The following is a 24,867-nucleotide window of genomic DNA, read 5'->3' as shown; positions in this document are numbered from 1 at the left end:
AATGACTGGAGTAGATCGATGCCCCCCTACCAACTCACGCTGTCCGAGTTCCTAGCCGCCCGCCAGAGCGATCTGCGACTGAGCGACGAGGATCTCGCCCGCCTGGCCGGCCTGGAGACCCCCAAGATCTGGCCGCTGATCCTGAACGGCAAGGCCAAGTTGCCGCTGCAGCGCATCGAGGGCGTGGCCTACGCGCTGGAGGTCGAAGCCGGGGCGCTGCTGGAGATGGCCCTGAAGGAGTACCTACCGGACCTCTTGGAGGTGCTGACGCGTGCCTGGGGGCCGCGCCTGGTCGCCATCGAGCGCGACGTCATCGGCCACCTGCGCCACGTGGCCGCCGGCGGCAACCGCATCGTGAGCGTGATCGTCAACGGCGTTCCGATGGACCAGGAAGGGCGTTATGCGTGAGGACGAGAAGGAAGACCTGCTGCTGGTCTTCAATCAGCAGTCCACGCTGGTCGACGATCCTGAGCCCTCGCGCTTCGTCCACAGCATCGAAGGTGAGGTTCGCGTGCTGGACGTTGACGATGACGAAGGCGTCTCGGCTGGGGAGTTCCGCGTCATCTTAATCGACCTAGAAGGCGCAGTGAACGAGGGTGTCGACCCGGATGCCGTGTTCGACTCGGAGGCCGTTGTCCATGCTTATCAGACACTCTACGACGAGGATCTCGAATTCACACCCGCCGTGCTCAAGGCCATTGGCGGCGACGACCTCTGGCGGCCCAACCTGCTGATCCTGGACCGCGTGGCGCTCGTGCCGGAGGTGCGTGGAAAAGGGCACGGGCTATGGGTGCTGCGCTGGCTGGTGCTGCAGCTTGCCCAAGGCTGCGGCATCGTGGCGATGAAGCCTTTCCCGCTGCAGTTCGAGTCAGGCAGCCGGGAAGACCCAGCACAGGACCGCTACCGGTTGGCCGACCTTCCGGCAGATGAGCGTTCGGCGACCCATAAACTGCAGCGGTACTACGGCAGACTGGGGTTCACACGGGTGACCGGCACCGAGTTCATGGTGCTGAACCCGCAAAGCAAGCGATTCTTGGACGCCGGCAAGAAGCTGCCGTGACGCGCTTCGGGGCTGAGCTTGGGCCGGGAGCACGGCTGCCTGTGGCGCTCCCCGAGTCGTTGGGGACCCACGTTCCCAACCCAGTTAAGCCCCCTCTCTAGACTTCTCCCACCTTTCGAACCGCCAAGTTCCGCCTGGCGGGTACCTTCTAAAGACGCAGGCCACCGGCAAGCAAACCTTGGTGCCGCAGCGGCCAACGGCCCAGGCGCGGCCGCAGGCGCTGGCGATTGGTGTTGGAATCGGTGATCTCCTGCAGCACTTCCAACAGGTCGGCCGAGCCGTTGGCAACCCGGTCGTGGGCACGGTCAACCACCTGAACTCCACGTGCCTCGGCGGGATAGCTCTAGCAGCATGGTGCGACGCCCGGGTACTCCGCGAATGCAGCGCCGACCGCCTCCGCGGGCGTGGATACATGCGCTCTCAGGATTGAAGACACATGGCAACTGAGGGGTAACGCAATTCCTGTGTGTGCCGTGCAGTTTCTCGATCATGCCTGTTACCCCCTCAAATGTAGATCTGGCGCGGGCTGCACGAGGGGTGAACGACAATCGGAACGTAAGTTCCGAAAACAGGATACGTATCCCCTCAAGACCCCCCGGCAACCCGCTTCTGCCTGGGCTTCTTCACATGCGACCGGGTGATGCCTGCAGCGCGCAGCACTTCATGGATTTTCTCGAACTGGCTCACCACAAAGCCCCGGTTGATTTCCTCACCGGTCATCTGCTCGTACAAGCGTGCCGATCTTGTTGGTCGCCAGCCGCACAATTCACCACACAGCCACAGCGCGAGGCGCCTACGCACGGTTGCCGTGGCGTCCGCCTCGGTGTAAGTCACAGTTCTCCGAACCTTGGCGATGTCCAATTTCAGTGCCGTGAATACCTCATCGCGCTTCGCCGCCAAGACATCGTGCTTTTTCTGAACATCCGCTGACCTAAGGAATGCACATGTCAGCTGGTGCTCAACTGGAATGCGCAGCCGCCGGACCATCTCCCATTTCTTGCGCTTACCGCCATAGTAGAGGTACGCAGCAGTTTGAAAGGCATACACGCGGTTCGCTAAGCCGCGCCGCTCGTTGGCGTGGGGCGTGTGCCAAGGGCGCTCGGTGAAGAGCTGATTTAGGTAGAGGAGGTCAAAGGCGATCAGGTCGATGAGCTGAGGCGGCGTGTATGCCGTGCTCGATCGCCAGTCGTGCCAGAACATGGGCGCAACCCTACGATGCAGAAGCTCACGAGCCAACAGAAGACTGCTGAGCCGCTTGGTTCCCCAGAAAGCCTGTTGGAACTTCAACTTCAGCTGGTCCAGCGGAAGCGCTCCAATCTTTTCTTGCGCCTGGTCAACCTTCGCCGGAGCGGCCCGATAGAGCAGCATGTCTAAGGGGGGGATTGTCTCGGTGCCAGGTGGAGTTGACGAGTCTCGGCCCATGACAGTCACCGGTCACTACCTCAGTTCACCTGATCCAGCTTCAGCATCCTCGCGATCTTCTCATCTAATCAGCGCTGACGGTGCTTCTGCGGGCCCCCCAACGGCCCCCGCTCCTTCAGCCACCAGCTGCACTCACTCATCCAGTGTGACCGGGCAGAAGCCGGCCGGCTTCAGGGCAGTTCGCGCCCAGCTAAAGACGGCCGCCAAGGCGGTGGCCACTCATACAATCTCCTCATACAAACCAGCGAAATAGAGGCACGCTCTCAGGGGGAAGCAGAAGTGGAGCGGGTTCCCATCGCCCGCTCCAGAATGATTCAAGAAGGGCCAGCCACTTGCGTGCGCTGGCCCTTTGCTTTGGGACTGGCGTGGGACCAAGATGACAGGCCGCCCCGTCCAGCACTGGGCCGAGCGGGGGGCCCCGGGTTCCTATTCAGCCCTTTGGGGCATCACCCCGCGTACCAGCTCCCCGCCCCCGGCATGGAACCGCTCGACGCCGGCTGGTAGCGCAGCAGACGGCTCAGCACGTGGGCGGCTTCGCCGGTCAGGCCCTCCACCGCGCGTTCGTAGCCGAGCAGGTCGGCCAGCCGGATCTCGGCGCGAAACACGGCGCGATCGGGCTCCAGCTCCACCTCCTGCACGTCGGCATTGCGCTGCTTGAGCTCGCCGAGGGCCGGCAGCACGTGGGCACGCCCGGCCTCCACCCGCAGCTGCATGATGGGTTCCATCAGCTGCTCTTCGCGCGGGCAGATCCAGGTATGCACCAGGGGCTCGCCGAACGAGATCAGCGCGCCATAGGCCTCGCGCAGCAGCGACTGCGCCTCGCCCAGGGCCGACTCGCTGGCCGCATGGATCTGCCCGCCTTCACCGTAGCGGGTGATCTGGAATTCGGCCGGGCGCGACAGCCAGTCGAGCAGCTTGCGCTCGGCGAACGCGAAGCTCGCCTCGCCGGTCGGCTTGACGGACTGGCGCAGCGGCAGGCGATCGAGGACGTCGTCAGCGAACATGGCCGCCCTCCCCACCCATGCCCACCAGGCCGCCCCAGGGGCCGATGGCACCGCCGCCGGGCGCCGCGGACACCGGCTGGTCGGCGCCGCGCAGGTCCTGCGGCACCAGCAGCACGTCGCTGCGGCCCCAACCCAGGATGCGCTGGGCCGCACTGCCGAACAGGAAGTCGAACCAGGCGGCACGCCGCCGCTTGCCGACCACCACCAGCGCAGCACCGGTGTGCTCCTGCTGGATCAGCGCCTGGCGCGCCGGGTCACCGCGGCCGATCGTGGTGCGCACGCGGTTGCGCCGCGCCGAGAACGAATCGGAGACGCGCAGCAGATGCTGCTGCGCATGCCGGGTGGTGGCCTGCCGGTAGGCGCGCACGGATTGCTCGGACGCCTCGGCCGAGCGCAGCCAGGCCTCCTTCAGCGTGCTGGTCGCGTGGAACAGCTCCAGCTCCGCGGTGGGCTCCAGCGCGGCGGCCGCGGCCACCACCTCGAAGCATTCGGGCCCGACGTTGACAGCCACCAGGATGCGGCCGTAGTCGTCGGCCGGCACCGATCGCACCACCAGCACCGGCACGTCGAGGCGACGCAGCAGCCGCTCGGCCGGCTGGCCGGCGAACAGCGCCATCGGCGTGCGCTCGCGCCGGTCCGGCAGCACCAGCAGGTCGCTGCCGGCGAATTCGGCCGCGATCGCATCGATCGAGCGGCCCCCGGCCACGACGGGATTCACGCGCAGGCCGGAGGACTCCTCGATCTGCGCCGCGGCATTGGCCACGCGCTGGCGCGCGTTCGGCAGCGCCGCTTGCGCGCCGCTGGGCATGTACACCAGCTTGAGCTGGGCACCATGGGTTTCGGCGATCCGGCAGGCACGCTGCACGGCCATGCCCTCTCGCAACGACAGGTCGGTCAGGACCGCAACGGTCTGGATGTTCATTTCCCATCCCTCCAAAGTCTGGCACCCGCCACCTTGGATGCGGCCGGCGGGTGAAGGTGAATGGAACTCCATCGGTGGCGCGCGGGTTGCGCGCGCTACCGCGCTGGGTGGGTGGCCCGGCGGTCGATGGTCTGCGTGGGAGGGGGAAGAAGCGGACCGCCGGGCCTACGGATGCGCAGGCGTTCGCTGCTGCGGATGCAGCGGACGCGCGCGCAGTTGCCCCGCGGCCGGCAGCGCGGCGGAAAGGGCAAAACGGACAGGCGTCAGTCGGTTCATGGCCGGGCGAGTATAGGAAGACCCTGCTGCCAGGGCAAGCATGCACCTGCGCCGCGTGCCAGTATTGCCGCACCATGCGCGCCAATAACCGCTCGCTGGCGTGCGACATTGCATGCGGGCTACCATCCTGCGGCCCCGTGTTGCTTCGCATCGCGGGCCTGCAACCATCGCCCCCATGTCACGCCCCTCGTTCATCCCTTGCCCGATGAATCGCCCGTCCGCGGCGAGGCGTGCTGCCGTGCGTGCGATCCGCCCCCACCGGCCGGTCGCACATCCCACCGCCCGGCGATAACCCTTCCCCTTTCGCGCTAACTCTTCATCGCCGGGCCCCTGCCCAGCGCGCCTGCGGCCTGCCCCGCCTGCGCGGGACAAGTCCGCTCATCGAGTCCTGCCCCCGTCGGCCTGAAGCCGGTGGGCAGCCTCGCTTGCCGCATGGACCTGACGAAGAGCTTGATCCGGGCCAAGAGCCCCTGCGCCGCCGGCTTCCGCTGGTTCGCGCGCCATTACGAGGACCGCAGCGACTACCAGCAGGTGCTGGATTCGCTGGTCGCGGAGGGCCGGATCGACGACGCCTGCTGGCTGCTGTCGCAGTTCGGCCCGACCAATGCGGTGCTGCGCGTCGATGCGATCGAGGCGGCCGCGCTGGTGTTCGCCGGCACGCTCGAGGTGAGCGGCGGGATCGAGGTCGATGGCGTGCTGCGCGCCGGCCGCTCGATCCGCTGCGGCGCCGGCCTGCGCGCGGGCGGCCCGGTGACCGTCGGCGAGGACATCCGCACCGAGGGCGGGCTGCGGTGCGCGGGCGCGCTGGAAGCCGGCGGCGACATCCACGTCGCCTGGGGCCTGGAGGCGAACGCGCCGGTGCGCGTCGGCGGCGAGCTGCGCGCGGGCTGGGACATCGCTTGCAGCGAGGGGCTGGACGTGGCCGGCGGCATCGTCACCGGGCAGGACTTGCGCGTGGAGGGCGCGCTCGCCTGCGGCAAGAGCCTGCGCGTGGGCGGCTCGCTCGATGCCGGTGCCAGCGTGCGCGCGGAACAGGGGATCCTGTGCGCGGGTTCGATCGAGGCGCGCCGGCACCTGGATGCGGGCTGGGGCATCCGCGCGGGCGAGAGCATCCGCGCGGGCGGCGCGATCCGCGCCGGCGAGAGCCTGTTCACCGCCGGCGAACTGCGCGCCGGCGACGGCTACGGCGTGTTCGCCGGCCTGTCGGTGCCGAGCGACGCCTGGGACACCAGCGCCCGCGTCAACGCCAGCGCCCGGCCCGACGCCCTGATGAGCGGCTGCTGGGCCGGGTTCAGCGCGGTTTGACGAAGGAGGTTGCCGTGTTTGCGACGACGTTCCCCATGGGTCATGCCCTCGTTCCGCATCGGGACCGCGTCTCCCCCCGCGAAGGCGGGGATCCAGCGCAACGCGCCGGGGCTTTGCTCGCGCGCTGGCTCCCGCGGCTGCCGACCGGACCGCGCGGCCTGGACACCCGCGCCGACCTGCGCATCGACGTCGACCTGCGCCCCGAGGACCTCGAGGGCGAACTGGACAACCTCTACCGCCGCTTGCGAACGCCGGGCGATGCCATGTTCGGCAGCGCCACCGCGCCCATCAACCTGCCCGGCCTCATGTTCCGCACGCGCGAGGCCGACGGCGAGACCTACGTCTACGTCGAAGACGTGGTGCACGCCCGCCTGGCCGGCTACACCGTGTTCAACCGCCTGGTCGAGCTGAACCGCCGCGCCGACCGCCACCTGCGCGCGCCGCACTCGCGCTACTCGCCCGACTACCAGCGCCGCGGCATCGCCACCGCGGTGTACGAGTGGGGACTGGGCGGCGGCCTGTGCCTGATCAGCGGCGCACGCCAGTCGGCCGGCGCGCACGGCCTCTGGCGCGCACTCGCCCGCAGGCGCGAACTGATCTACGTGGACGTGCGCGACAAGGCGCTGCGCTGCCTGGGCAGCGAAGTGGACGATGCGGTGCTCGACGAGCTGCACACGCGCATGGTGATGCTGGGCAACGGCTGGACCCTGGAGGGGCTGTGCGCCGCCACCGGCATGCGGCCGCTGGCGCAGCAGGCCGAGGCCAGCAACGACCCGGTGGCGCAGGAAGCCGATCCGGTCAGGCGTCCTCGTCCGCGTTCCAGGGCGGCAGCGTCCAGCCGCTGAAAACGGCCGCCATGCGCAGGGCGGCGGTGGCCAGCGTCGCCGCCACCAGCGCCAGCCACACCGGCGAGCCGAGCGCGTGGGCGCCCAGCAGCACCCAGCCGCCGGCAAACGAGCACACGGCATAGGGGCGGTGGTCGCTGAAGACGGCCGGCAGGTCGTTGCACAGCACGTCGCGGATCACGCCGCCGAACACCGCGGTGATCATCCCCATCAGCACGCACACCAGCGCCGGCAGCCCCATCGCGTGGGCGATCTGCGCCCCGTTGGCCGTGAACAGCCCGAGCCCGATCGCGTCGGGCCACAGGATGGCGCGCCGCGTGATGCCGAAGTGCCTGGCCCGCAGCAGCAGCATCGCCAGCAGGCACAGCACCAGCAGCGCCCACAGCCACTCCACCCGCTCGACCCAGAAGAACGGCCGCCGCTCCAGCAGCACGTCGCGCAGCGTCCCGCCGCCGAAGGCCGTGACGCCCGCCACCATCACCACGCCCACCGCGTCGAACTTGCGGCCGGCCGCGGCGATCAGCCCGGAGATGGCGAAGGCCAGCGTGCCGAGGGCCTCGGCAAGCAGGAGGGCGGTCGAGATGGCAGAGGGAGAGGGCTGCATGGCGGCGGATTGTCGCGGCTGGTGCGACCCCGGCCCGCCGCCGTGCGCGCCCTTATTTCACGTTGGCGACCATCGCCTTGAGCGCATCCTTCTCGCCCAGGTAGATGTCGCGCGCGTACTTGGCGTAGCTGGCCTGGTCCATGTACAGGGACGACAGGCCGAACTTCTTCAGCGCTGCCTGGAATTCCGGATCGTTCAGGACGTCGCGGAACGTGGCGTCGAGCTTCTTCACCACGGCCGGGTCCATGCCCTTCGGGCCCGCGATGCCGATCGGCGAGGTGTGCACGACCGGGTATCCGAGCTCCTTGAGCGTCGGCACGTTCGGCAGCTCGTCCGAGCGCTTGTCGCCCAGCGCCGCCAGCACGCGCATGCGGCCGGTCTCGACGTACGGCAGGATGGAGCTCGCGCTGACGACGGCCTGCACGTGGTTGCCCAGCAGGGCGGTCATGGCATCGGCGTCGCCCTTGAACGGGATGTGCACCCAGTCGGCGCCGACGTGCGTGCCCAGCTGCGCCATGCCCAGGTGCTGGCTGCTGTACGCACCCGGGGTGCCGTACGAGACGGGCCCCTGCTTCTTCTTCGCGTAGTCGATCAGTTCGGCCATCGTCTTCCAGGGCGAGGCGGCATTGACGGCGATGTAGTAGTTGAAGCCGGCCACCGAGGAGATGTAGGTCAGGTCCTTCAGCGGGTCGTACTGCGCGCCGGTGATGTGCGGCATGCGGAACACGCCGATCGGGATCATCGTCAGCGTGTAGCCGGCCGGGTCGGTGGTGCGCATCTGGACCGCACCGAGCGTGCCGTTGGCGCCGGTCTTGTTCTCGATGACGACAGCCTGCCCCAGGCGCTTCGAAGCGAACTCGGCGAGGGCACGGCCCATCTGGTCGGTCACGCCGCCGGCCGAGTACGGCACGATGAGTTTGATCGGCTTGTCCGGCCAGCTCGAGGCCGAGGCCGGCCCGGCGACGGCAACCAGTGCGGCAGCAGCAACGGCGGTGGTGAACAATCTTCTTTGCATCGGGGTCTCCTTGGGAGAAAGGGAAGGGATCGGGCGCAAGCGCCCGGGCCTGGGATCAGTCCTGGACGAGGCCCCGGCACTCGCCGAGGCCGATGGTGGCGAAGCCCTCGCGGCGGCACTGCCCGCGCAGCACGACCTCGTCGCCGTCCTGCAGGAACATCCGCGTCTCGCCGCCCGGCAGCTGCACCGGCTGGCGGACGCCGTCGGTCAGCTCCAGCAGGCAGCCGCGGCCGCCCGGCTCGGGCGTGGAGATCGTGCCGGAGCCGAGCAGGTCGCCCGGCTGCAGGTCGCAGCCGGCCACGGTGTGGTGGGCCACCATCTGCGCCGGCGTCCACCACAGGTAGGTGGAATCGCCGCGCGACAGGCGGTGGGGCGCCAGACCCTGGCTGCGCATGGTTCGAGTGCTGAGGTAGACCTCGAGTTCCACCCGCAGGCCGCCGGTCTGCTGGTCGGCCTCGTCGTACAGGTAGTCCAGCGGCCGCGGCCCGCCGTCGCGCGCCATGGCCGGTGCGCGGAACGGCGCCATCGCATCGGCGGTGACCACCCAGGGCGACACGCTGGTGAGGAAGTTCTTGCCCTGGAACGCCCCCAGCGGCTGGTACTCCCAGGCCTGGATGTCGCGGGCCGACCAGTCGTTCAGCAGGCCGAACCCGGCCACGTGGTCGCCTGCCCGGGTGACGGCGATGGGTTCACCCAGCGCGTTGCCCGGCCCGATCCAGATCGCCAGCTCGAGCTCGTAGTCCAGCCGGGCGCTGGGCTGGAACACCGGCTGCGGCCCCTGCGGCGTGTCCTGCCGCACCTGCCCGCGCGGCCGGCGCAGCAGCGCCCCCGAAGGCCGCACGGACGAGGCGCGCCCGTGGTAGGCCACCGGCACGTGCTTGTAGTTGGGCAGCAGCGGGTTGTCGGGCCGGAAGAACTTCCCGGCGTTGATGGCATGGTGGATGCCGGCGTAGAAGTCCGTGTAGTCGCCCACCCGGGCCGGCAGCAGCATCTCGCTGTCGCCCTGCGAGCGCAGGATCGGGTGCTGCGCCCCCCGGGCGGCACGACCTTCGCTCGTGTCCGCCGCGAGCAGGGCCGACACGGCATGCCGCAGCGCGCGCCGTTGCGACGGCGCCAGCGCCATCCAGTCGTTGAGTGCCGGCGCCTCCACGGCGGCGGCCTGCGCCGCATCCAGGCCCTGCAGCAGGCCGGCCGCACGGGCCGCCCGCAGGTCGAGCACCTGGTCGCCGATCGCCACGCCGATGCGCGGACCGTCGTCGCCGCGGAACACGCCCAGCGGCAGGTTCTGGATCGGGAAAGCCGGGTGGCCGGCGGCGGATTCGACCCAGCTGCGCAACTCGGGCGCATGGGTGTGGTCGATCGGGGCGATGCGGTTGCTGTTCATGTCCATGCTCATGCCGCCGTGGTGCCGCCGTCCATGGTCCAGGCGGCCCCGCGGACTTCCTGGGCGTCCTCGGAGCAGAGGAAGGCCGTGAGTGCGGCGATCTGCTCGGTCGTGACGAACCGGCCCGACGGCTGGCGCAGGCCGAGCAGCTTGCGCGTGGCTTCGTCGCCATCCAGCCCCTCCTTCTGCGCGAGGGCATCCACCTGGCGCTGCACCAGCGCGGTCAAGGCCCAGCCGGGGCAGATCGCATTGCAGGTGATGTTCGTCTGCGCCATCTCCAGGGCGACCGACTTGGTCAGGCCGATCAGCCCGTGCTTGGTGGCGTTGTAGGCCGACTTGCCGGCGCGACCGCGCAGGCCGCTGATCGAGGCGATGTTGACGATGCGGCCCCAGCCGCGTTCGCGCATGCCGGGCAGCGCCAGCCGGATGGTGTGGAACGCGGCGGACAGGTTGACGGCCAGCATCGCGTTCCAGATGTCCACCGGGAACTGCTCGATCGGGCTGACGTGCTGCATGCCGGCGTTGTTCACCAGGATGTCGACGCCCCCCAGGCACTCGCGGGCCTGGTGCAGCAGGCCCTCGATCTGCGCCGGGTCGCGCAGGTCGGCCGCCAGGTAGTGCGCCCGCACGCCGTGGGCCGCCGCCAGCCGGTCGCATTCGGCCTGGCCCTCGTCCGCCGGAACGATGCCGTTGATCACGAGGTCGGCGCCTTCGCTGGCCAGCCGCTGGGCGATCCCCAGCCCGATCCCGCTGTTGCCGCCGGTGACCAGGGCGGTCCTGTTCTTCAGACTCACGCTTTCTCCTGTCGGGGGAAATCGATGTGCGCCCCCGTTGACGGGGATGCTAGGGAGCCCGCATTGATACGTCCAATATCATTTAGGTTAATCATCTAGACCGAATCAATCTAAGTTGGAGGTGCCAATGGACTTGCGCCAGTTGCGCGGCTTCCTCGCCGTCGCCCATGAACAGAGCTTCACGCGGGCGGCCCAGCGGCTGCACATGGCACAGCCACCCTTGAGCCAGCGCATCCGCGAACTGGAGGCGGAGCTGGGCGTGCAGCTGTTCGAGCGCAATACCCGCCGGGTGGCGCTGACGGCCGCCGGCCACGTGTTCTTCGACGGCGTGCGCCCGCTGTTCGCGCAGCTGGACCAGGCGGTGGAGTCCTGCCGCCGCGCGGCGCGCGGCGAGACCGGGCAGCTGCGCGTGGGCTACACCGGCCGCGGCAGCCAGCTGCTGCTGCTGCGCCTGGTGGCCGCGTTCCGCCAGCGCTTCCCGGAGGTGGCGCTCGACATCGCCGGAGGACCGCTGCCCAGCGGGGCGCTGCGGCTCGGCCTGCTGCAGGGGACGCTGGACGTCGCCCTGTGCTTCCTGCCGCTGGAGGGCGAGGACCTGGCGACGCGCCGCTTCGCCACGACCGAGCTGGTGATCGCCCTGCCCGCCTCGCACCCGCTGGCGGGCTGCGAGGACCTGCGGCTGGAGCGGCTGCAGGACGAACCCTTCGTCGGCTTTCCGTCCAACCAGGGCTACCACCTGCGCCAGGCCATGGATGACGAATGCGGCCGGGCCGGCTTCGACCCGCGCGTGGTGCGCGAGACGGAAAGCTCCCAGGTGCTGCTGTGCCTGGTGGCGGCCGGCACCGGTGTTTCGGTCGTCCCGCGCGAGCTGGAGGCCAAGGAGACGGTGGGCGTGGTGTTCCGCTCGCTCGACTCCCATGCCCATCCGCTCAGCCACGGACTGGCCTGGCGGACCAGCAACCGCAACCCGGCCCTGGCGAACCTGCTGGAGATGGACCTGGGAGAGGACGCGCGGGAGTCCGCAGCTGCCATCGACTGAGTGCCATCCAGCGGCAGGGAGTCATTCCCGACGCGGCCACGTCGCCTGGTGACTGTGCTGCAACTTCGTCGCCATCGCGGGCGCGTCGGCGCCGCTAGCGGAAATCCCGGCTGCGGCTTTGCCGCCCCAGCCGCCCGAGCAGCGGTGTCAGGTCTTCCAGCCGCTCGGCGATCAGGTGGCACACGCGCCCCTGGCTGGCCTCGTCGCGCTGCCAGGTGCCGTGCACGGCCAGCAGCCGGGCGTGCATCAGGGGCTCGCGCTGCTGCTCGCGCACGCCCTTCCAGACGATCACGTTCACCGGGCCGGTCTCGTCTTCCAGCGTGACGAAGATGGTGCCGTTGGCGGTGGACGGCTGCTGGCGCACGGTGACCATGCCGCAGGCGGATACGCGGCAGCCATCGGGCAAGGCCTGCAACTGCTGGGCGTCCTTAAAGCGCATGCGCGCGAGCTTCGGGCGCAGCAGTGCCACCGGGTGGCGGCGCAAGGTCAGGCCGAGCGAGTCGTAGTCGAAGACGATCTCCTCGCCTTCGTGCGCCGCCGGCAGTGCCAGCGCCGCTTCGCGGATCGGCGCGTGCTGCAGCAACTCGGGCGCGCGGCGCTGGGCCGAGGCTTCCCAGACCTGCTGGCGGCGGTGGCCGGCCAGCGACTGCAGCGCGTCGCCGGCGGCCAGCGCGGCCAGGTCCTGCACGTCCAGCCGCGCGCGCAGCGCCAGGTCCTCGGTGTCGATGAAGGCGCCCTGGGCCCGTGCTTGCGCGATGCGCTGCGCCGCCTCTTCGCGCAGGCCGCCCACCAGGCGCAGGCCCAGGCGCACGGCCGGCGGCGCACCCGTGTCCGCCGCCGGCGCTGCGGCCGCCTGCGGCGGCGAGCCGCCCCCCTCCTCCCACTCCAGCCTGCTGTCCCAATCGCTGGCCGACACGTCCGGCGGCAGCACCTTCACGCCGTGCCGCTGCGCGTCCTGCACCAGCTGCGAGGGCGCATAGAACCCCATGGGCTGCGAGTTCAGCATCGCGGCCAGGAAGCAGGCCGGCTCGTGGCACTTGAGCCAGCTGCTGGACCAGGCCAGCAACGCGAAGCTGTAGGCATGGCTTTCCGGAAAGCCGTAGTCGCCGAAGCCCTTGATCTGCTCGAAGATGCGGTCGGCGAACCCGGCGCTGTAGCCGTTGGCGAGCATGCCGCCCTTCAGGCGCGCCTCGAACTTGCCGAGGCCGCCCTTGCGTTTCCAGGCCGCCATGGCGCGGCGCAGCGCGTCGGCCTCGGTGGCCGTGAAGCCGGCGGCGAGCATGGAGATCTCCATCACCTGCTCCTGGAAGATCGGGATGCCCAGCGTGCGCTCCAGCGCCTTCTTCAGGCGCGGCTCGGCGCCGTCCCGGGTCGAGCGCTCGTATTCGATCGCTTCGCCCCGGGCCTTGCGCTCGCGCGCCTTCAGGTAGGGGTGGACCATGCCGCCGGTGATCGGGCCCGGCCGCACGATGGCCACCTGCACCACCAGGTCGTAGAACTCGCGCGGCTTCAGGCGCGGCAGCATGGACATCTGCGCGCGGCTTTCGATCTGGAACACGCCGACCGTGTCGGCGCGCCGGATCATCTCGTAGGTGGGCTCGTCGTGGGTCGGGATGTCGTAGCGCGTGAAGGGCGCGCCGCGCCGCTGGGCGACGAGGTCGATGCAGCGGCGGATGGCGCTGAGCATGCCCAGCGCCAGCACGTCGACCTTCATCAGCCCCATGTCCTCCAGGTCGTCCTTGTCCCACTGGATGACGGAGCGTTCCTTCATGCTGGCGTTCTCCACCGGCACCAGCCGCGTCAATTTCGTCTGCGTCAGCACGAAGCCGCCCACGTGCTGCGACAGGTGGCGCGGAAAACCGATGAGCTGCTGGGCCAGTTCCAGCCACAGCCGGGCCTGGTGCTCGGCCAGCGGCACGCCACCGTGCGCGGCCATCTCGCGCAGGCGCTCGGGCGCCAGCCGGTCGTCGAACCAGAAGTGGTCCTTGGCGAAGGCATCGACCAGCGGCTCGGCCACGCCCAGTGCCTTGCCGACGTCGCGGATCGCGCTGCGGGTGCGGTAGCCGATCACCACCGCGGCGATGGCGGCGCGCTCGCGGCCGTACTTGCCGTAGATGTACTGGATCACCTCCTCGCGCCGCTCGTGCTCGAAGTCGACGTCGATGTCGGGCGGCTCGTTGCGCCGGTCCACGCTGATGAAGCGCTCCAGCAGCGGCTGCGACAGCATCGGGTCCATGGCGGTGATGCCCAGGCAGAAGCACACCACCGAGTTGGCCGCCGAGCCGCGGCCCTGGCACAGGATGTTTTCCGATCGGGCGAAGCGCACGATGTCGTGCACGGTCAGGAAGAACATCTCGTAGCGGCACTGCTCGATCAGCGGCAGCTCCTTTTCCAGCAGCTCCACCACGCGCGGCGGGAGGCCCTGCGGGTAGCGCTCGCGCGCGCCTTCGTAGGTCAGCTGGCGCAAGGCCTGGGTCGGCGTCAGGCCGGGCGGCACGGTCTCCAGCGGGTAGTCGTAGCGGATCTCGTCCAGCTCGAAGCGGCAGCGGTCAGCCAGCTGCAGGGTGCGGTCCAGCAGCTCGCGCGGGTACAGCTCGGCCAGGCGCTTGCGCTGGCGCAGGTGGCGCTCGGCATTGCCCTGCAGCGCCAGCCCGCAGCCGGCCACCGGCCGGCCCAGCCGCACCGCGGTGATCACGTCCTGCAGCGGCTTGCGCGAGCGCGCGTGCATGTGCACGTCGCCGGTGGCCACCAGCGGCACGCCGGTGCGCTCGCCCGCTTCGCGCAGGTCGGCCAGCCAGAGGTCGTCGTCGAGCCGGTGCGGCAGGTTGACGGCCAGCCACAGGCTGTCGCCGTACAGCGCGCGCAAGGCGTGCAAGCGACGGCACAACGCATCGATGTCGAGACGCTGGCCTTCGGGCCGCTGCGGCGCGAACAGGATCTCGCAGCCTTGCAGCCGGCGCAGGTCGCTGGTCTCCCAACCCACCACGTAGGTGCCCTTGGGCGCCCGGGTGGTGCGTGCGGCGGTGATGAACTCGCACAGGCCGCCCCAGCCTGGCAGGTCGCGCGCGATCGCCACCAGCCGGCCATCGCCGAAATCGAATTCCGAGCCGTACAGCAGCCGGAATGGCCGCAGCCGGCGCTGGCCCGGATACGCCTCTTCCAGCCGGCGGATGAAGTCGAGGTAGTCGTGCAGGCCCGATCCCGCGCGCACCACGCCGGCCACCGAGCACTCGTCGGTGATGGCCAGGGCGTCGTAGCCCAGGTCGTAGGCGCGTCGCACCAGCTCCTGCGGGTGCGACGCGCCGCGCTGGAAGCTGAAGTTCGAAAGGCAATGCAGCTCGGCGTAGCGCGGCAGCAGGTCCGGCCCGCTGCCCAGCACAGGCGGCAGGCGCTCCTCGTCCAGCAGCAGCTGCGGCTTGACGGCGCTCTCAGGCATACAGGCCCTGCAGGTACCAGGCGAAGGGCCCCGAGGTCGCGAGCTCCTGCGCCAGCCGACGCGGCCGCTCGCGGTAGATCCACACCAGCCCGGCCTGCGGACTGCGGGCGATGAAGTAGTCGCGCAGGGCCGGGCCGGGTTCTTCCCACCACGCGGTCTCGACGCGGTACAGGCGCGCCAGCCGGCGCAGCGGCCCGCCGAAGCACGGCGTCTCGCCCTGCATGCGCAGCTTCAGCGGCTGCGGCAGCAGCCAGGTGGGATAGAGCGCGTCGCTGTCGGCGCAGGGCGTGGCCTCGTGCGCCCTGGCCGGCCGCCAATCCTGCTTGCACTCGGGCCGGTGGTCCTGCTGCGCCTGCGGCACCAGCACGCTGTCGTCGCCCAGCCGCACCGACAGGCGCTCGACCAGCTGGTGCAGCCGCTCGCCTTCGGCCTGCTCCTGCGGCAGCAGGCTGGCGGTGGCGCCGCCCCAGGGCACCGTCTCCAGCGAACGCAGGCGCAGGTGGTTGGCCGGCGCCGACAGCCGGGCGCGCGCCAGGTGCTCGCCGACCAGCCGGCGCAGGTGCGCCATCTCCTGCGTGGGCTGGGCGGTGCGCACTTGAAGCTGCTCCCTGGGCGGCAGCCTCACGCCGTTCAGGCGGCGCAGGTCCAGCGTCCATTCCAGCTCCAGCGCCAGCACGCCGCGGTTGCGCGCCTGCAGCCAGTGCTGCAGCAGGCGCAGCAGGTGCTCGGCGGCCGGCATCAGCTCGTGGGTACCGGTGGCCAGGCAGTCCAGCTCCAGGTCCAGGTCGAAGGCTTCGGGCAGCGTCTCCCAGGGGTACTGCTCGGGGCGCTGGCCGTAGGCGGCATCGAGCGCGGCCAGCAGCCCCGCGCCGAAGCGGCGCGACAGGCCGCCGCGCGGCAGCGCGCGCAGCTGGCCCCAGCTGCGGATGCCGGTGCGCTCCAGCAGCGGCACGTGCGGCAGCGCGGCGCTGAGCAGCTCCAGCGGCAACCCGTCGGGGACTGGCGCCGGCGCGGCCTGCGAGCGCAGCTTGCAGCGCAGCAGCGCCAGCGCGACCAGCGCCGTCGGCCCGGCGGCCCAGGGCGGCGGCTGCAGGTCGGTGCGCGACTTCAGCAGCAGCTGCAGCAGCCCGCGACGGCCGCCGAACAGCCGCAGGCTGGCCGAGACCTCCAGCAGGATCGCTTCTTCGACGAGCGCGACGCGGGGCGTGAAGCGCAGCGCCCACCAGGTCCAGGCGAGGCGCTCGCCCTCAGGCGGCGGTGACAAGGCGATCCAGTACATGCGATCTCCTGGGGTCGGGTTGCGAAGTGGGCGCCGGCGCGGCGCGCTGCTGGCGCGAGGCCAGCAGCGCCTGCAGCCGCGCCGGCATGGCCGGCAGCAGGATCGGTTCTTCCAGCGGGGGCCCCTTGCGCTTGACGATGCGCACCTGCAGCTCGTCCACGCCTTCCAGCCGCAGCCGCAGCGGCGCCGGGCTGGCCTGCTGCTGCGCGTCGAGGCTGCGCAGCACGAACAGCAGCTTGCGGTGCCGGCCGGCGGCCAGGTGCAGGCGGCGCAGGTCCTGCGAGCGCACCTGCGGCAGCCAGGCCAGCAGGCCCGCCACGTCGGCGCAGCGCAGCGCCTGCTCGGCCGCCCACAGGCGCGCCGCGGCGGCATCGGTGCGGATCCACAGCAGGCGGTCGGCCGGCAGGCCCTGCGCGGCCAGCGCCGGCCCGAACGGCGGGTGCGGCGCGCCGACCAGGGCGATCGGGCCGGGCTGCTCGCGGGTGAGCTGCGCCAGGGCCGGCAGCACCAGTTGCCAGACAGGCGCCTGCGGGCGGGCCTGGATCAGCTCGATCAGGCTGCCCAGCGGCCAGCCGCCGCCGGGCAGGTGCCGGTCGAGCGCCTCATGCCCGCTGGGCCGCGCGCCGGCCTGCAGCGCGAGGTCCTGCACGCGCCAGACATCGGGGACGGCCAAGGCTGCAGCGGGCTGCATGTGGGTGCTCGGGAGGGGGAATCGGGAACGCAGAAAAGACTGGTTGTTTATACAGTAAAGTGCAGCCTGCGTCTGTTTCGCCAAGTCAGGGAAATCGCCGTCCTGTGTTGTTGGCCATGGCATGCTTGCCGGCTTGCCCAGCCACCCACCCCAGCACCTTCTCCACGAGCCGGTCGCCCTGTCGCGCGCGCTCGTGCCTGGGGATTTCGAGGCCGACTCCCACTCGGTCGCCCAGGCCCTGATCGGCGCGACCCTGCTGGTCGATGGCATCGGCGGGGTGATCGTGGAGACCGAGGCCTACGACCGCGAAGACCCGGCTTCGCACGCCTACACCGGCCCGACCGCGCGCAACGCAGCGATGTTCGGCCCGCCCGGCCGCGCCTACGTGTACCGCTCCTACGGCATCCACTGGTGCCTGAACTTCGTCTGTTGCGAGGCCGGGCATGGCGCCGGGGTGCTGATCCGGGCGCTGCAGCCCACCCAGGGCCTTGACGTGATGCGCGAGCGGCGCGGCCTGCACGAGGACCGGCTGCTGTGCTCGGGCCCCGGCAAGCTGGGCCAGGCACTGGCCATCACGCACGCCATGAACGGCCACCGGCTCGATCGCGCGCCGTTCCAGGTGCTGGCGCGCCGCGCGGACGTCGACGTGGACATCGTGGCCGGCCCGCGCGTCGGCATCAGCAAGGCGGTCGACGTGCCGTGGCGGTTCGGGCTGAAGGGTTCGCGCTACCTGAGCCGGCGGTTTCCCGCCTGAGGCGGCGGACAACGGGGCGCCGACCAGTCAGGCAGCGCTGCGCGGTGGCCGTGCGACGGTTCCGGGTTCTTCGGCGGCCCGCCATTGCGCCACGGCCGCGGCCGCGTCGTCCAGCGTCGCCAGCAACCGCACCCCGTCGCTGGCGGCGATCCGGCCGACCCCGGCGCCACCGGCCCATAGTTGCGTGGGCGCCGGCAACGCACCCCGCACCTGGCGCAGCAACGGCGTCACTTGCCGAGCCGGGAAGGCGGCCGAGAACGAGAGCGCAACCGCATCCGCTTGCCGGGCTCCGGCCGCCTGCACGATCTCCAGCACCGGGGTCTGCGTGCCGAGCGGAATGCAGCGGGCGCCTGCGAGCGCGAACACCGCCTCGGCCATCAGGAGCCCCAGCCCGTGCGGCTCCCCGGGCAGGGTCGTCAGCAGCACGCGCGGACCGCCATCGGCCGGCAAGGCGGTGATGGCCTGCCGCAGGATCCGCGCCACGACTTCGGTGAACCAGTGTTCCTCGTGGATGCCCAGCCGGCCGTGCTCCCAGGCGAGGCCGACCGACACGGTGAGCGGCGCCACCGTGTCCTGGACAAACGAGCGCAATCCCTGTTCGACCAGCCGGCGTTGCAGCGTGTGCAGGAGCGCGTCGGGCTGATCGCTGCGCACCCGGTCGAGCAGCCCGTCGAGCCCATCATCGCCAGCCCCTGCGCCGCCCCCCCCACCTGCGGCCAAGCTCGTCGCTGGCCCGCCCTCGCGACGCCCGGCGGTCGGCCGCGGCACGTCGGCCAGCGCCTGCAGCTCGTCAGCCGAGAGCGGCAACAGCCGCCCCGGCCGCCAGCCGCGATCCATCAGCCGCTTGACCAGGCGCAGCCGCTCCACCTGCGCGGCAGGGTAGATCCGCTCGTCGTGCCCGTCCCGCTCGGGGACGGGAAAGCCGTAGCGGCGCTCCCAGACCCGCAGGACGTCCTTGGACAAGCCCAGCTCGCGCTCGACCGCCGAAATGGAAAAGCAGTTTGTTGCCATTTTGTCTAGGACAAATTGTGGACGAATCTGAAATTCGCCCTATCCTACGTCCTCACCGAGTTTTGTCCAGGACAAATCGGTGGAAATGCTTCCAACCCACAGGAGTCTGACCATGAAGCACGCCATTGCCATCGCCACCCTCGTCTTCGTTGCCGCCTCGGCCCAGGCCAAGGACATCGTCGAGACCGCCGCCTCGGCCGGCCAGTTCGGCACGCTGACCACCGCCATCGAGAAGGCCGGGCTCACCGAGACCCTCAAGGGCAAGGGCCCGTTCACGGTGTTCGCGCCAACCGATGCGGCCTTCGCCAAGGTGCCCAAGGCGCAACTCGACGCCCTGCTGGCCGACCGCGAGAAGCTCGCCGCGGTGCTGACCTACCACGTGGTGCCGGGCAGCGTCATGGCCAAGGACGTGAAGCCCGGCAAGGTCCGCACCGTGCAGGGCAGCGAGCTGACCGTGAGCACCCGCGACGGCGTCAAGGTCGACGCGGCGAACGTCGTGAAGACCGACATCGTCGCCGACAACGGCGTCATCCACGTCATCGACAGCGTCGTGCTGCCGCAGTGAGCCGGGCAACCACGGAAGGCACCGGCGGGCGCCGGTGCCTTGCCATCACCGGGTCAGCGGATCGGCGCCGGCTGCCAGCGCCGGTACACCCGCGGCGGCTGCCGCGGTGGCGCCGGCCGGCTGGCCGGCACGGCCGCAGCAGCGCCCATGGCCCGGGTGTCCGCACCGGCGGGCGGCTGCGACTCGGCCAGCACCACGCCGGGACGCATGTCGGCGGGCCGGTCGGGCACCAGCACGATGCCGTCGGCGACCACCGTGTGCGGCAGCCGCATCGCGATGGCCGTGCGCGCGTCGGTCAATAGCGGCCGATGGCCCAGGCTGGTCGCCTGCAGGAAGCCGCGCGAGTAGCTCTGCTGCGGACAGTCCCGCGCCTCGCCGAACACCAGGTGTGCGCCCGGATAGGCGCGGGCCAGGTTCTCGTGCAGCGGCCGGCTCATGTCGAACGGCGGTTCCTGCGCGTTGTAGACCACCCGGTTCTGGGCGTCGTAGACCGTGTAGCAGGCCAGGGCCGGACCGGCGGCGAGCGCCGCGATGGCCAGCAGGACAGGTTGGGGTTTCATCGCATCGGCTCCCGCCATGCCGCAGGCACGGCAAGCCATGGTCCAGCCACGCAACCGCTGAGCACGACAGCCGAAACGACAACCCGCTGTCAGCGGACGCTGGCAGCGGGTTTCAGGCTGTGAGGAATGTACGGGGACGTGCCCGCGCGCTCAGTGCAGCAGCTTCACGCCGGTCTTGGCCTGCACCTGCTCGAGCGTCACGCCGGGCGCGAGCTCGACCACCTTCAGGCCTTCGGGGGTGACGTCCATCACCGCCAGGTCGGTGATGATGCGATCGACCACGCCCACGCCGGTCAGCGGCAGCGTGCACTTGGGCAGGATCTTCAGGTCCTCGGTGCCGTCCTTCTTCTTCGCGACGTGCTCCATCAGCACGATCACGCGCTTGACGCCGGCCACCAGGTCCATCGCGCCGCCCATGCCCTTGACCATCTTGCCGGGGATCATCCAGTTGGCCAGGTCGCCGGTCTCGCTGACCTGCATGGCACCCAGGATGGACAGGTTGATCTTGCCGCCGCGGATCATGGCGAAGCTGTCGTGGCTGCCGAAGATCGACGAGCCCGCGAGCGTGGTGACGGTCTGCTTGCCGGCGTTGATCAGGTCGGCGTCGACCTCGTCCTCGGTCGGGAACGGGCCGATGCCCAGCATGCCGTTCTCCGACTGCAGCCACACTTCCTTGTCGCCGGTGAAGTTGGCCACCAGGGTCGGGATGCCGATGCCGAGGTTGACGTAGAAGCCGTCCTCGAGTTCCTGCGCCGCGCGCGCGGCCATCTGGTCTTGGGTCCAGGGCATGTCAGTTCTCCTGTGTTCCGTCCGTTGGCTTCGCGAACCTTCAGGCGGGACGCGTGGTGCGCTTCTCGATGCGCTTCTCGGGGTTCGGGTTGTGCACGATGCGGTGCACGTAGATGCCGGGCAGGTGGATGTCGTCCGGGGCCAGCTCGCCCACTTCCACCACCTTTTCCACCTCGACGATGCAGACCTTGCCCGCCATCGCGGCGGCCGGGTTGAAGTTGCGCGCGGTCAGGCGGAAGCGCAGGTTGCCGCTCTTGTCGGCCACGTCGGCCTTGACCAGCGCCACGTCGGGCACCAGCGAGCGCTCCATCACGTAGGTCTCGCCGTCGAACTCGCGCAGCTCCTTGCCCTCGGCCACGATGGTGCCGACACCGGTCTTGGTGAAGAACGCCGGGATGCCGGCGCCGCCGGCGCGCAGCTTCTCGGCCAGCGTGCCCTGGGGCGTGAACTCCAGCTCCAGCTCGCCGGCCAGGTACTGGCGCTCGAACTCCTTGTTCTCGCCCACGTACGACGAGATCATCTTGCGGATCTGGCGCGTGTCCAGCAGCTTGCCCAGGCCGAAGCCATCGACGCCGGCGTTGTTGGAGATGACGGTGAGGTCCTTCGCGCCGCTGTCGCGCAAGGCGTCGATCAGCGCCTCGGGGATGCCGCACAGGCCGAAGCCGCCGACGGCCAGCAACTGGCCGCTGCGCACCACGCCATCCAGCGCGGCCGCGGCATGGGGGTAGAGCTTGTTCAAGAGGTTCTCCTGCTGCAGGAAAAGGCCCGGATGGGTTGCGGGCGAACCGGGTTACGATACTACCTAGTGTTCTACGTAGTATCTCGTAAAGGGTTAGCCCGATGGACGTCGATTACCGGCTTGCGTTCGACATGGCCCCGGTCGGGTTGTGCCTGTCGCGCAACCGCGCCATCGTCGATTGCAACCGGCACTTGTGCGAGATGTTCGGCTACTCGCGCGAGGTGCTGATCGGCCAGTCGTTCCTCGCGCTGTACCCCAGTGCCGATGAGTACGAACGGCTGGGCGCGCGGATGGCGCCGATCCTGAACGCCCGGGGCCACTACTCCGACGACCGGATCATGAAGCGCGCCAGCGGCGAGGTGTTCTGGTGCCACGTCAGCGGCCGTGCGCTCAACCGCGAGGCGCCGCACTCGTCCGGCATCTGGGCCTTCGAGGACCTCAGCGCCCAGCGCCCGGTCAAGGCCGAACTCACCGCCCGCGAGCGCGAGGTCGCCGCCCGCCTGCTGGAAGGGTTGACCTCCAAGGAGATCGGCAAGGCGCTGGCCATCAGCCACCGCACGGTGGAGATCTACCGGGCACGGCTGATGCGCAAGTACAAGGCGAACACGACCGCCGACCTGGTGCACAAACTCACGGCCGGTCACTAGGGCATTCACACGCAAGACGCTGCGCGTTTAGCGTGCGCCCTGATCAGTCGGGCGAGAACCGGCAACGCCGGATCCTCGCCCGAAGCGCGTTCGCGCTGCATGCTATTCCGCGCGAACGGCACCCCCTTCGGGGTGTGGAGAGGCCTAGGCCGCCGCCGCCCGCCGCGCCCGCCAGGCGCCGGCCAGCACGATCAGTCCGGGAATCAGGATCATGGCCCAGATGATCTTGTCGAGGTTCGCCTTGACCCACGGCAGCCCGCCCAGGAAGTAGCCGGCGGTGACGATGCCCATCACCCAGATCACCGCGCCCACCACGTTGTACGTGGTGAACTTGGTGCGCGTCATCGCCGCGACGCCGGCCACGAAGGGCGCGAAGGTGCGCAGGAAGGGCGCGAAGCGCGCCACGATGATGGTGATGCCGCCGTACTTCTCGTAGAACGCGTGGGTCTGGTCGAACACATTCTTGTTGAACCAGCGCGACTGTTCCCAGCGGAACACCTTGGGCCCGAAGTAGCGCCCGATCGTGTAGTTGCACTGGTCGCCCAGGATGGCCGCGGCCAGCATCACGGCGCAGGTCGCCGCGTAGTCCATGAAGCCCAGGCCGCACAGCGCGCCGGCCACGAACAGCAGCGAGTCGCCCGGCAGGAACGGCATCACCACCAGCCCGGTCTCGACGAAGATGATCAGGAACAGCAGCGCATACACCCACAGGCCGTAGTTGCGCACGAACGCCTCCAGGTGCACATCGACGTGCAGGATGAAGTCGATCAGGAAGGCCACGTATTCCATGGGCGGCGATTATCCGCCCGCCCCTAGAATGCCCGCCGTGAACGCCGTGCTCCATTCGGACCATCGCCGGCCCATCCGGGAGCTGCCCGACGAGCTGGTCAGCCAGATCGCCGCCGGCGAAGTGGTGGAGCGGCCCGCTTCCGTGGTGCGCGAGTTGGTCGACAACGCGCTCGACGCCGGCGCGGCCCAGGTCGCCGTGCGCCTGCTGGCCGGCGGCGTGCGGCTGGTCAGCGTGGAAGACGACGGCGGCGGCATTCCGCGGGAAGAGTTGCCGGTCGCGTTGCGCCGGCACGCCACCAGCAAGATCGGCAGCCTGGCCGACCTCGAGTCGGTCGGCACCATGGGCTTTCGCGGCGAGGCGCTGGCGGCCATCGCCTCCGTCTCCGAGCTGGCCCTGCTCTCGCGCCGCGCCGGCGAAGCCAACGGCTGGCTGCTGGATGCGCGCAGCGGCGAGTTGCGCCCGGCCGCGCGCGCCACCGGCACCACGGTCGAGGTCAAGGAGCTGTTCTTCAGCACGCCGGCGCGCCGCAAGTTCCTCAAGACCGACGCCACCGAACTGGCCCACTGCATCGAGGCCGTGCGGCGCCATGCGCTGGCGCGGCCGGACGTCGGCTTTGCCGTGTGGCACGAAGGCAAGCTGGTCGAGCAGTGGCGGCCGGGCACGCGCGAGCAGCGCCTGGCCGACGTGCTGGGCGAGGACTTCCTCGAGCAGAGCGTGGCGGTCGACTACGCCGCCGGCCCCATCCGCATCAGCGGCCGCGCCGGCATCCCCGACGCCGCCCGCTCGCGCGCCGACCAGCAGTACGCCTGGGTCAACGGCCGCTACGTGCGCGACAAGGTGCTCACGCACGCGGCGCGCAGCGCCTACGAGGACGTGCTGCACGGCCACCGGCAGCCGGTCTATGCGCTGTACGTGGAGATCGACCCCACGCGCGTCGACGTGAACGTGCACCCGACCAAGATCGAAGTGCGCTTTCGCGACAGCCGCGAGGTGCACCAGGCCGTGCGGCGCGCGGTGGAGGCGGCCCTGGCGGCGCCCCGGGCCGGGCAGGCGGCCGCCACTGCCGATGGCCCGACCGAACCGTCGTCCGCCGCGGCACCTGCGTTCTCCGAAGATCGGCCGCCCGCCGGCCCGCCGGCCTGGGCCCAGCCGCGCTTCGACTTCAGTGCGCCGCCCGGCCACCGCGTGGCGGATCTCTCCGCCTTGTGGGCGCCGAGGACGGCGCCTGCGCCCTCCCCTGGCGCGCCCGCGTCGGCGGCGGGGCTCGAGCCCGTTGCGGACGCCGCACGCCACCTGGCCGCAGGTGACGAGGCCGGCGACTGGCCGCTCGGCCGCGCCGTCGCCCAGCTGCAGGGCATCTACATCCTGGCCGAGAACCGGCAGGGCCTGGTCATCGTCGACATGCACGCGGCCCACGAGCGCATCGTCTACGAGCGGCTCAAGGCGCAGATGGACGATGGCGAAGGCACGGCGCTGGCCAGCCAGCCGCTGCTGATTCCCGCCACCTTCGCGGCGACGCCGCAGGAGGTGGCCACCGCCGAGTCGGCGGCGGCCGCGCTGCAGGTGCTGGGGCTGGAGATCACGCCCTTTTCCGCGAAGACGCTGGCCGTGCGCGCGGTTCCGACCACCCTGGCCCACGGCGACCCGGTCGAACTGGCCCGCAGCGTGCTCGCGGAGCTCGCCCAGCACGACGCCAGCACGGTGGTGCAGCGGGCGCGCAACGAGCTGCTGGCGACCATGGCCTGCCACGGCGCCGTGCGGGCCAACCGCAGGCTGACGCTCGAAGAGATGAACGCGCTGCTGCGGCAGATGGAGGCCACCGAGCGATCGGACCAGTGCAACCATGGCCGGCCGACCTGGCGCCAGCTGTCGCTGCGTGAACTCGACGCGCTGTTCCTGCGCGGGCGCTGAAGGGAACTTACCCCGCGCCGGGTGA

General features: G+C 70.4%; 25 protein-coding genes. 9 read left to right on the top strand and 16 right to left on the bottom strand.

Going from position 1 to position 24,867, the window contains the following annotated elements; all coding sequences use genetic code 11:
- Nucleotides 1-18: 18 nt before the first annotated feature.
- Nucleotides 19-408, top strand: coding sequence for a hypothetical protein (locus PE066_RS18950; RefSeq protein WP_271234083.1), 390 nt, complete (start codon nt 19-21; stop codon nt 406-408).
- Nucleotides 401-1,060, top strand: a complete 660-nt coding sequence (locus PE066_RS18945; protein WP_271234082.1) for a hypothetical protein — start codon at nt 401-403, stop codon at nt 1,058-1,060. The genes PE066_RS18950 and PE066_RS18945 overlap by 8 nt, the downstream gene beginning before the upstream one ends.
- Before the next feature lie 148 nt (nt 1,061-1,208).
- On the opposite strand, the gene PE066_RS18940 is transcribed toward PE066_RS18945, so the two are convergent.
- From PE066_RS18940 to PE066_RS18925, 4 genes are all read right to left on the bottom strand, one after another.
- Nucleotides 1,209-1,373, bottom strand: a complete 165-nt coding sequence (locus PE066_RS18940) for a hypothetical protein (RefSeq protein WP_271234081.1) — start codon at nt 1,371-1,373, stop codon at nt 1,209-1,211.
- A gap of 272 nt (nt 1,374-1,645) precedes the next feature.
- Nucleotides 1,646-2,428 carry a hypothetical protein gene (locus PE066_RS18935; protein WP_271234080.1) on the bottom strand — a complete coding sequence of 261 codons (783 nt, stop codon included), beginning with the start codon at nt 2,426-2,428 and terminating at the stop codon, nt 1,646-1,648.
- 500 nt (nt 2,429-2,928) lie between these two features.
- Entirely contained in the window at nt 2,929-3,486 is a 558-nt protein-coding gene (locus PE066_RS18930) for a hypothetical protein (protein ID WP_271234079.1), read from the bottom strand.
- Nucleotides 3,476-4,408: a universal stress protein gene (locus tag PE066_RS18925; RefSeq protein ID WP_271234078.1), complete on the bottom strand. Its 933-nt coding sequence runs from the start codon at nt 4,406-4,408 to the stop codon at nt 3,476-3,478. The genes PE066_RS18930 and PE066_RS18925 overlap by 11 nt, the downstream gene beginning before the upstream one ends.
- A 708-nt stretch (nt 4,409-5,116) precedes the next feature.
- Here PE066_RS18925 and PE066_RS18920 point away from each other — a divergent pair.
- Entirely contained in the window at nt 5,117-5,989 is an 873-nt protein-coding gene (locus PE066_RS18920) for a hypothetical protein (RefSeq protein WP_271234077.1), read from the top strand.
- A 113-nt stretch (nt 5,990-6,102) separates the two neighbouring features.
- On the top strand, nt 6,103-6,834 hold the full coding sequence (locus PE066_RS18915; protein ID WP_336298441.1) for an N-acetyltransferase: 732 nt from the start codon (nt 6,103-6,105) through the stop codon (nt 6,832-6,834).
- Here PE066_RS18915 and PE066_RS18910 read toward each other — a convergent pair.
- Genes PE066_RS18910 through PE066_RS18895 form a run of 4 tightly spaced genes read right to left on the bottom strand, consistent with a single transcriptional unit; the run spans nt 6,788 to nt 10,631 of the window.
- The gene (locus tag PE066_RS18910) at nt 6,788-7,438 is read right to left on the bottom strand and encodes a trimeric intracellular cation channel family protein (RefSeq protein ID WP_271234076.1); all 651 of its coding nucleotides are present in this window, start codon (nt 7,436-7,438) and stop codon (nt 6,788-6,790) included. The two genes, PE066_RS18915 and PE066_RS18910, sit on opposite strands and share 47 nt — an antisense overlap.
- Nucleotides 7,439-7,490: 52 nt before the next feature.
- Nucleotides 7,491-8,453: a tripartite tricarboxylate transporter substrate binding protein gene (locus PE066_RS18905; protein WP_271234075.1), complete on the bottom strand. Its 963-nt coding sequence runs from the start codon at nt 8,451-8,453 to the stop codon at nt 7,491-7,493.
- 55 nt (nt 8,454-8,508) lie between these two features.
- Nucleotides 8,509-9,837: a fumarylacetoacetase gene (fahA, locus tag PE066_RS18900; RefSeq protein ID WP_271234074.1), complete on the bottom strand. Its 1,329-nt coding sequence runs from the start codon at nt 9,835-9,837 to the stop codon at nt 8,509-8,511.
- Between the two features lie 8 nt (nt 9,838-9,845).
- The gene (locus tag PE066_RS18895; RefSeq protein WP_271234073.1) at nt 9,846-10,631 is read right to left on the bottom strand and encodes a 3-hydroxybutyrate dehydrogenase; all 786 of its coding nucleotides are present in this window, start codon (nt 10,629-10,631) and stop codon (nt 9,846-9,848) included.
- A 127-nt stretch (nt 10,632-10,758) separates the two neighbouring features.
- On the opposite strand from PE066_RS18895, the gene PE066_RS18890 reads away from it, so the two are divergent.
- On the top strand, nt 10,759-11,670 hold the full coding sequence (locus PE066_RS18890) for a LysR family transcriptional regulator (protein ID WP_271234072.1): 912 nt from the start codon (nt 10,759-10,761) through the stop codon (nt 11,668-11,670).
- Between the two features lie 94 nt (nt 11,671-11,764).
- Here PE066_RS18890 and PE066_RS18885 read toward each other — a convergent pair whose 3' ends face one another.
- Genes PE066_RS18885 through imuA form a run of 3 tightly spaced genes read right to left on the bottom strand, consistent with a single transcriptional unit; the run spans nt 11,765 to nt 17,076 of the window.
- Nucleotides 11,765-15,106 (bottom strand): error-prone DNA polymerase, encoded by a 3,342-nt coding sequence (locus PE066_RS18885; protein ID WP_271234071.1) that lies wholly within the window; start codon nt 15,104-15,106, stop codon nt 11,765-11,767.
- Nucleotides 15,099-16,385 (bottom strand): DNA polymerase Y family protein, encoded by a 1,287-nt coding sequence (locus PE066_RS18880; protein ID WP_271234070.1) that lies wholly within the window; start codon nt 16,383-16,385, stop codon nt 15,099-15,101. The genes PE066_RS18885 and PE066_RS18880 overlap by 8 nt, the downstream gene beginning before the upstream one ends.
- Nucleotides 16,354-17,076, bottom strand: coding sequence for a translesion DNA synthesis-associated protein ImuA (imuA, locus tag PE066_RS18875; protein ID WP_271234069.1), 723 nt, complete (start codon nt 17,074-17,076; stop codon nt 16,354-16,356). The genes PE066_RS18880 and imuA overlap by 32 nt, the downstream gene beginning before the upstream one ends.
- Nucleotides 17,077-17,197: 121 nt before the next feature.
- Between imuA and PE066_RS18870 the strand changes: the two genes are divergently transcribed.
- Nucleotides 17,198-17,830 (top strand): DNA-3-methyladenine glycosylase, encoded by a 633-nt coding sequence (locus PE066_RS18870; protein ID WP_440480546.1) that lies wholly within the window; start codon nt 17,198-17,200, stop codon nt 17,828-17,830.
- 27 nt (nt 17,831-17,857) lie between these two features.
- Here PE066_RS18870 and PE066_RS18865 read toward each other — a convergent pair whose 3' ends face one another.
- Nucleotides 17,858-18,841: a MerR family transcriptional regulator gene (locus PE066_RS18865; protein ID WP_271234068.1), complete on the bottom strand. Its 984-nt coding sequence runs from the start codon at nt 18,839-18,841 to the stop codon at nt 17,858-17,860.
- A 112-nt stretch (nt 18,842-18,953) separates the two neighbouring features.
- Here PE066_RS18865 and PE066_RS18860 point away from each other — a divergent pair, with 112 nt between their 5' ends.
- Nucleotides 18,954-19,406, top strand: coding sequence for a fasciclin domain-containing protein (locus tag PE066_RS18860; protein WP_271234067.1), 453 nt, complete (start codon nt 18,954-18,956; stop codon nt 19,404-19,406).
- A 53-nt stretch (nt 19,407-19,459) separates the two neighbouring features.
- Here PE066_RS18860 and PE066_RS18855 read toward each other — a convergent pair whose 3' ends face one another.
- The 3 genes from PE066_RS18855 to PE066_RS18845 form a co-directional block, all read right to left on the bottom strand.
- Nucleotides 19,460-19,966, bottom strand: coding sequence for a hypothetical protein (locus tag PE066_RS18855; RefSeq protein WP_271234066.1), 507 nt, complete (start codon nt 19,964-19,966; stop codon nt 19,460-19,462).
- Between the two features lie 150 nt (nt 19,967-20,116).
- The gene (locus tag PE066_RS18850; protein ID WP_271234065.1) at nt 20,117-20,755 is read right to left on the bottom strand and encodes a 3-oxoacid CoA-transferase subunit B; all 639 of its coding nucleotides are present in this window, start codon (nt 20,753-20,755) and stop codon (nt 20,117-20,119) included.
- A 40-nt stretch (nt 20,756-20,795) separates the two neighbouring features.
- The gene (locus PE066_RS18845; protein ID WP_271234064.1) at nt 20,796-21,494 is read right to left on the bottom strand and encodes a CoA transferase subunit A; all 699 of its coding nucleotides are present in this window, start codon (nt 21,492-21,494) and stop codon (nt 20,796-20,798) included.
- A gap of 101 nt (nt 21,495-21,595) precedes the next feature.
- On the opposite strand from PE066_RS18845, the gene PE066_RS18840 reads away from it, so the two are divergent.
- Nucleotides 21,596-22,141 (top strand): PAS and helix-turn-helix domain-containing protein, encoded by a 546-nt coding sequence (locus tag PE066_RS18840; protein WP_271234063.1) that lies wholly within the window; start codon nt 21,596-21,598, stop codon nt 22,139-22,141.
- A 144-nt stretch (nt 22,142-22,285) separates the two neighbouring features.
- Here the strand turns inward: PE066_RS18840 and PE066_RS18835 are convergent, their stop codons facing one another.
- Nucleotides 22,286-22,930, bottom strand: coding sequence for a DedA family protein (locus PE066_RS18835; RefSeq protein WP_271234062.1), 645 nt, complete (start codon nt 22,928-22,930; stop codon nt 22,286-22,288).
- A gap of 28 nt (nt 22,931-22,958) precedes the next feature.
- On the opposite strand from PE066_RS18835, the gene mutL reads away from it, so the two are divergent.
- On the top strand, nt 22,959-24,842 hold the full coding sequence (gene mutL / locus PE066_RS18830) for a DNA mismatch repair endonuclease MutL (protein WP_271234061.1): 1,884 nt from the start codon (nt 22,959-22,961) through the stop codon (nt 24,840-24,842).
- Nucleotides 24,843-24,867 lie beyond the last annotated feature (25 nt).

The sequence above is a fragment of the Ramlibacter tataouinensis genome, assembly GCF_027941915.1.
Taxonomy (GTDB): domain Bacteria; phylum Pseudomonadota; class Gammaproteobacteria; order Burkholderiales; family Burkholderiaceae_C; genus Ramlibacter; species Ramlibacter tataouinensis_C.
This window is presented reverse-complemented; position numbering and strand designations above follow the sequence as displayed.

What these genes read in the sequence shown, in the direction of transcription:
- PE066_RS18890 (WP_271234072.1), top strand. Translation starts at nt 10,759, where the DNA reads ATGGACTTGCGCCAGTTGCGCGGCTTCCTCGCCGTCGCCCATGAACAG.
- PE066_RS18910 (WP_271234076.1), bottom strand. Translation starts at nt 7,438, where the DNA reads ATGCAGCCCTCTCCCTCTGCCATCTCGACCGCCCTCCTGCTTGCCGAG.
- PE066_RS18945 (WP_271234082.1), top strand. Translation starts at nt 401, where the DNA reads ATGCGTGAGGACGAGAAGGAAGACCTGCTGCTGGTCTTCAATCAGCAG.
- imuA (WP_271234069.1), bottom strand. Translation starts at nt 17,076, where the DNA reads ATGCAGCCCGCTGCAGCCTTGGCCGTCCCCGATGTCTGGCGCGTGCAG.
- PE066_RS18930 (WP_271234079.1), bottom strand. Translation starts at nt 3,486, where the DNA reads ATGTTCGCTGACGACGTCCTCGATCGCCTGCCGCTGCGCCAGTCCGTC.
- PE066_RS18950 (WP_271234083.1), top strand. Translation starts at nt 19, where the DNA reads ATGCCCCCCTACCAACTCACGCTGTCCGAGTTCCTAGCCGCCCGCCAG.
- PE066_RS18905 (WP_271234075.1), bottom strand. Translation starts at nt 8,453, where the DNA reads ATGCAAAGAAGATTGTTCACCACCGCCGTTGCTGCTGCCGCACTGGTT.
- PE066_RS18855 (WP_271234066.1), bottom strand. Translation starts at nt 19,966, where the DNA reads ATGAAACCCCAACCTGTCCTGCTGGCCATCGCGGCGCTCGCCGCCGGT.
- mutL (WP_271234061.1), top strand. Translation starts at nt 22,959, where the DNA reads ATGCCCGCCGTGAACGCCGTGCTCCATTCGGACCATCGCCGGCCCATC.
- PE066_RS18835 (WP_271234062.1), bottom strand. Translation starts at nt 22,930, where the DNA reads ATGGAATACGTGGCCTTCCTGATCGACTTCATCCTGCACGTCGATGTG.
- PE066_RS18885 (WP_271234071.1), bottom strand. Translation starts at nt 15,106, where the DNA reads ATGCCTGAGAGCGCCGTCAAGCCGCAGCTGCTGCTGGACGAGGAGCGC.
- PE066_RS18880 (WP_271234070.1), bottom strand. Translation starts at nt 16,385, where the DNA reads ATGTACTGGATCGCCTTGTCACCGCCGCCTGAGGGCGAGCGCCTCGCC.
- PE066_RS18865 (WP_271234068.1), bottom strand. Translation starts at nt 18,841, where the DNA reads ATGGCAACAAACTGCTTTTCCATTTCGGCGGTCGAGCGCGAGCTGGGC.
- fahA (WP_271234074.1), bottom strand. Translation starts at nt 9,837, where the DNA reads ATGAACAGCAACCGCATCGCCCCGATCGACCACACCCATGCGCCCGAG.
- PE066_RS18920 (WP_271234077.1), top strand. Translation starts at nt 5,117, where the DNA reads ATGGACCTGACGAAGAGCTTGATCCGGGCCAAGAGCCCCTGCGCCGCC.
- PE066_RS18870 (WP_440480546.1), top strand. Translation starts at nt 17,198, where the DNA reads ATGCTTGCCGGCTTGCCCAGCCACCCACCCCAGCACCTTCTCCACGAG.
- PE066_RS18925 (WP_271234078.1), bottom strand. Translation starts at nt 4,408, where the DNA reads ATGAACATCCAGACCGTTGCGGTCCTGACCGACCTGTCGTTGCGAGAG.
- PE066_RS18935 (WP_271234080.1), bottom strand. Translation starts at nt 2,428, where the DNA reads ATGCTGCTCTATCGGGCCGCTCCGGCGAAGGTTGACCAGGCGCAAGAA.
- PE066_RS18860 (WP_271234067.1), top strand. Translation starts at nt 18,954, where the DNA reads ATGAAGCACGCCATTGCCATCGCCACCCTCGTCTTCGTTGCCGCCTCG.
- PE066_RS18840 (WP_271234063.1), top strand. Translation starts at nt 21,596, where the DNA reads ATGGACGTCGATTACCGGCTTGCGTTCGACATGGCCCCGGTCGGGTTG.
- PE066_RS18850 (WP_271234065.1), bottom strand. Translation starts at nt 20,755, where the DNA reads ATGCCCTGGACCCAAGACCAGATGGCCGCGCGCGCGGCGCAGGAACTC.